Annotated in this window: 5 protein-coding genes; all 5 read left to right on the plus strand. The window is 54.4% G+C overall.

The window, feature by feature from the left end; all coding sequences use genetic code 11:
* Positions 1–60: 60 nt before the first annotated feature.
* Positions 61–1,875: a DNA topoisomerase gene (locus C7J97_RS14465; RefSeq protein ID WP_113993381.1), complete on the plus strand. Its 1,815-nt coding sequence runs from the start codon at positions 61–63 to the stop codon at positions 1,873–1,875.
* On the plus strand, positions 1,875–2,762 hold the full coding sequence (locus C7J97_RS14470; protein ID WP_113993383.1) for an LPD16 domain-containing protein: 888 nt from the start codon (positions 1,875–1,877) through the stop codon (positions 2,760–2,762). Before C7J97_RS14465 ends, C7J97_RS14470 begins: the two co-directional genes overlap by 1 nt.
* An 8-nt stretch (positions 2,763–2,770) precedes the next feature.
* A complete protein-coding gene (locus C7J97_RS14475) occupies positions 2,771–3,286 on the plus strand; it encodes a YodL domain-containing protein (RefSeq protein ID WP_113993384.1) in 516 nt (171 codons plus the stop codon).
* Positions 3,276–3,479 (plus strand): transposon-transfer assisting family protein, encoded by a 204-nt coding sequence (locus C7J97_RS14480; protein WP_097779582.1) that lies wholly within the window; start codon positions 3,276–3,278, stop codon positions 3,477–3,479. Before C7J97_RS14475 ends, C7J97_RS14480 begins: the two co-directional genes overlap by 11 nt.
* 173 nt (positions 3,480–3,652) lie before the next feature.
* A partial coding sequence (locus tag C7J97_RS14485) for a DUF6054 family protein (protein ID WP_113998246.1) occupies positions 3,653–3,960 on the plus strand: 308 nt, incomplete at its 3' end.

Genomic DNA, 3,960 nt, shown 5'->3' on the forward strand with positions numbered 1-3,960 from the left:
AGGTCGATGGCGAATACGTCCAGAAAATCCAGATTTTCTACCGCTTTATCGGCCCATTGGATGCCATCGAGTAACAATGTCAGAAAAGTCACCTCTGAGAACTATCCTACAGACGCAGGGCGCGAGGGAGAACTGATCTTCCGCCTTGTCTACCAGCAAGCGGGGTGCAAAAAGCCCTTCTCTCGTCTGTGGCTGTCCAGCATGGAGGAATCTGCCATCCGGGAGGGCTTTGCCCACCTCAAACCGTCAACTGAATACGATGCGCTGTACAATGCAGCACTCTGCCGGGAACGTGCCGACTGGATGGTCGGTATCAATGCGTCCCGGCTTTTTTCGTGCCTGTACGGTCAACCGCTGGCGGTGGGGCGTGTTATGACCCCGGTGCTTGCCATGACCGTGGTGAGGGAAGCCGCCATTGCTGCCTTTGTGCCAGAAAAATTCTACACGGTTGCCCTGACCCTTGCAGACGGCGGCACCACATCCAGCAAACGGATTGCCCAGAAAGCGGATGCCGAACTGCTGCTTTCCAAATGCCGAAAGGAGGGACGTGTCACGGTGCAGAAGATGGAGCGCAAGGAAAAAGCCGAAAGCCCGCCGCAGCTCTATGACCTTACCGCATTGCAGCGGGATGCAAACCGTCTGTTGGGATTTACGGCGCAGCAGACCTTGGATTATGCCCAAAGTCTTTACGAAAAACAGCTCATCACCTACCCCCGCACGGACAGCCGCTTTTTGACGGAGGATATGGCGGCATCCCTTTCGGGGTTGGTGACGGACACGGGCAGGGCGTTTGCCGTGAAGGAACCGGTTCCCATCCATGTGCAGCAGGTCATCAATGGCAGCAAAGTCACCGACCACCACGCGCTGTTGCCCACGAAAAGTATGGCAAACGCAGACCTTGCTGCCCTCCCTGCCGGGGAGCGGAATATCCTGCGGCTGATTGCTGCACGGCTGCTCTGCGCCGTAGGTGAGCCGCACCGCTATGCAGAAACCACGCTCACCACTATCTGCGCCGGAGAGGAATTCTCCGCAAAGGGCAAGGTGGTGTTGTCCGATGGGTGGAAAGCTATGGAGCGGAAAATGCTGGGCGAACTGCTGGGCAAGCAGAAAGAGGCGGCTGTTCTGCCGGATGTGCAGGAGCAGAGCCAGTGCAGCGTTGCCAGTGCCGAACTGAAAGAGGGGCAAACGTCCCCGCCGAAATCCTACACGGAAGATACCCTCCTGTCGGCTATGCAGGCAGCGGGTGCAGACAGTATGCCGGAGGGCGTGGAGCGTCAGGGCATCGGCACTCCGGCGACTAGAGCCGCAACCATTGAGAAATTGGTACAGAAGGGCTTTCTGGAGCGCAAAGGCAGCAAGAAAACCAAGGTGTTACTGCCCACGGATAAGGGAAAAGCCCTCATTACCGTGATGCCCGAAGAAATCCAATCCCCGGAAATGACCGCCGATTGGGAAACAAAGCTACTGCGAATCGAGCGTGGCGAAATGGAGCCGGGTGAATTTATGACTGAGATCAATACGATGATTACCGAACTGGTAAAGAACACGGAAATGAAAAAAGGAGCGAATGCACTTATGAAAAGCAAGATTATTGGTGTCTGTCCGAACTGTGGGAAGCCTGTCGTGGAGCGCGAAAAGGGCTGGTTCTGCGAGAACCGGGAGTGCCGTTTTGTGCTGTGGAAGGACAATGCGTTCTTCAAGCGGCTGGGCAAGCGGCTGGACGCTCATGTGGCGGACAAGCTGCTGCGGGATGGTCGTGTCCGCTTGAAGGACTGCAAGAGTGCCAAGGGCAAGACCTACAATGCCACCGTGCTGCTGTCCTGTGAAGCCGATGGCCGCAGCAAGTTTTCGCTGGAATTTGAAGGTGGGTGCTGATGGAGCAGATAAAAGAAGCGGTCTACCTTATCAACGATGAACGCTATCTGCATCTCCGGGAAAACGGTGCAGGGGTCGGCTTTGCCACTTATAACAAGGTAACTGGCGAGCCGCTGGAAAGTGGGCAGATCTCGGAAAAGAATCTGCCGCCAGATGGACAAAACACCATCCCTGCTGCCCGGAACTGGTATCTGTTTGAACTTTCGGACGATGACCGCAAGGTCATCCAACAGGAAAGCGTAAAGATCCTCGAAAACATCCCGCAGGCGGGCATCGGCAGGCGGCGCATCTGGGAGCCGGAAACGCTGCCGAAGGATATTCGTCTCATCAACAGCCACTATGATGACCTCTATCGCATTCCCGATGGCGGCGTGATTCAGGTGGATTACCCGGATGGGCGCAGTTTTACGGCACGGGTGGAACATCTGGATGATTACCACTTTGACATGGGCGGTTTGGGCAATGTGTTCCACATCTGCCAGTTTGCCGAGGTCATGGAGCGGAACCATGCCGACTTCTACCCCGAAATTCAGACACAGGACGAGCAGGCGGCGTGGGAACTGGGCGGCAAAGGCTACCTTGCCATCCAGTCCTGTGAGGATGGATGGGACTACACCCTCTACCACAGCGATTATTCCGTGATGGACGGTGGGCAGTTGGATGCCCCGGAACTGACCATTCAGGAAGCCCGTGAGCAGATTCTGGAAGCGCACCACATGGAAAAGGGGCGGCGGCTGTTGCAGGACTACAATGCAGTCATGGATAAAGTTGCGGAAGCCGAGGAACTGCGTGCAGACCATCGCCCTTCCACACTGGAAAAGCTGGCAGAACTGGCAGGTGATAAGTCTGCGCCGAAACCGTCTGCACGTTCTGCGCCGGAACTGTGAGGTGAGCAATGCAGCAAAAATGGAACCAGAATTTTGACGGTGAACCCATGACAGACATCCCGCAGAAGTTTCTGAACGCAGGGTGCGATGTTTATATGGTGATGCAGCTGCGGCATGACGAAAAAATCCTCGATGAAAGATTTGCTTCTATGCGGGAGTTGAATCGTCGAGGCAAAACGCCAGATCTGGAGCATTATGAGGTCACCTACTATGCTGATTTGCCCGTCATGTGGCAGGATGTGCCGGACAACGAGGTTCTGGAAGAACTGTTTCAGATGTTCAACATCTCCCGTCCGCAGGATTTTGAGGGGCACAGCCTGTCGGTCAGCGATGTAATCGAACTTAAACGCAATGGCGAGGTGTCTGTGCATTATGTGGACAGCATCGGCTTCAAAGATTTACAGGGGTTTCTGGACAAGCAGCCGGAACGCTATTCGGTACTGATGAATCTCAAGGAAAAGTGCGATGCCCCGGAGTGCAATCCCAGCGGATGTAAAAAAGAAAGGAGCGGCCATGAACTTTAACCATGAAGAACTGATGCTGATGATGCTCTACAACACCGGCACCCGGCTGGGGCTTATCCACGAACTGCGGCTCATGCAGTGCTACCTGATGCCCGATGAAACCGCCCTGCGGGAACTGTCGGAGGGTGTTATCGAAAAGTTGAAACTGCTGACCGATGCAGAGTTTGCCGAATTGGAATTTCCCCCGGACTGATTATTGCCGCCTACGGGCGGCGTACATAAAGTATTTTGTTCTTCCAAAAGATATGCTATAATCAAATTAGACAAAATTCCTCTCTTCAAGCGATTTCTCCGCAATTTTCCTGTGGCTCTGCTCGTATCAAAAATAAGGGGCTGAATTTTAATTGTCAGAACGGAGGAACCATTATGGCAATCTTTGAAAAGACCATCCGAAACAAAAACTTTGACAAGCTGCTTCGGAAGCTGGAACAGGAGATCCCGGACAGCAGCTGGTCGGCCGATCTGGAAGCAGGCAGTGACTTCAAAGAAGGCGACGCCCGGTGCAGTGTCCGTGTGTTTGAGCGGTACAGCATGATAGGCGGCAACCGCCTGAGCCTGACGCTGACCCTGTTCCAGAATGGAGACAGTCCGATCCGCCTGTCTGCCATCACCGCAGGAGGCAGTCAAGCGGTGTTCTTCAAGGTGAACACCCTCGGTGAAGAATCTTTTCTGGA

It is taken from the genome of Faecalibacterium prausnitzii (assembly GCF_003324185.1).
Classification (GTDB): domain Bacteria; phylum Bacillota; class Clostridia; order Oscillospirales; family Ruminococcaceae; genus Faecalibacterium; species Faecalibacterium prausnitzii.

Excerpts from the sequence above, each read along its gene's own strand:
- C7J97_RS14465 (WP_113993381.1), top strand. The coding sequence starts at position 61 with ATGCCATCGAGTAACAATGTCAGAAAAGTCACCTCTGAGAACTATCCT.
- C7J97_RS14475 (WP_113993384.1), top strand. The coding sequence starts at position 2,771 with ATGCAGCAAAAATGGAACCAGAATTTTGACGGTGAACCCATGACAGAC.
- C7J97_RS14470 (WP_113993383.1), top strand. The coding sequence starts at position 1,875 with ATGGAGCAGATAAAAGAAGCGGTCTACCTTATCAACGATGAACGCTAT.
- C7J97_RS14480 (WP_097779582.1), top strand. The coding sequence starts at position 3,276 with ATGAACTTTAACCATGAAGAACTGATGCTGATGATGCTCTACAACACC.